The sequence below is a fragment of the Klebsiella sp. K47 genome, from assembly GCF_051858335.1.
Taxonomy (GTDB): domain Bacteria; phylum Pseudomonadota; class Gammaproteobacteria; order Enterobacterales; family Enterobacteriaceae; genus Klebsiella; species Klebsiella pneumoniae.
The window spans coordinates 1-206 of the sequence record NZ_JBPYUI010000644.1; the positions used below are offsets into that span (position 1 = coordinate 1).

Annotated in this window: 1 protein-coding gene; it reads left to right on the forward strand. The window is 61.2% G+C overall.

Annotated features, from left to right (window positions below):
- Positions 1–206 (forward strand): hypothetical protein (locus tag RRF55_RS29540; RefSeq protein WP_439419533.1); only part of this gene is annotated, 206 nt, incomplete at both ends.

Consider the following 206-nt stretch of genomic DNA (forward strand, 5'->3'; position numbering starts at 1 on the left):
TCCGGAAATCTGGATCGCCTTTGCCGAGAAAACCGGCATTGAGTCCCTGCGGGCCACCACCCGTGACATCCCCGACTACGACGTGCTGATGCAACAGCGCCTGCGCATCCTCGACGAGCATGGGCTCAAGCTGGCCGATATTCAGGCCGTTATCGCCACGCTCAAACCGCTGGACGGCGCCATTGAGTTCGTCAATTGGCTGCGCG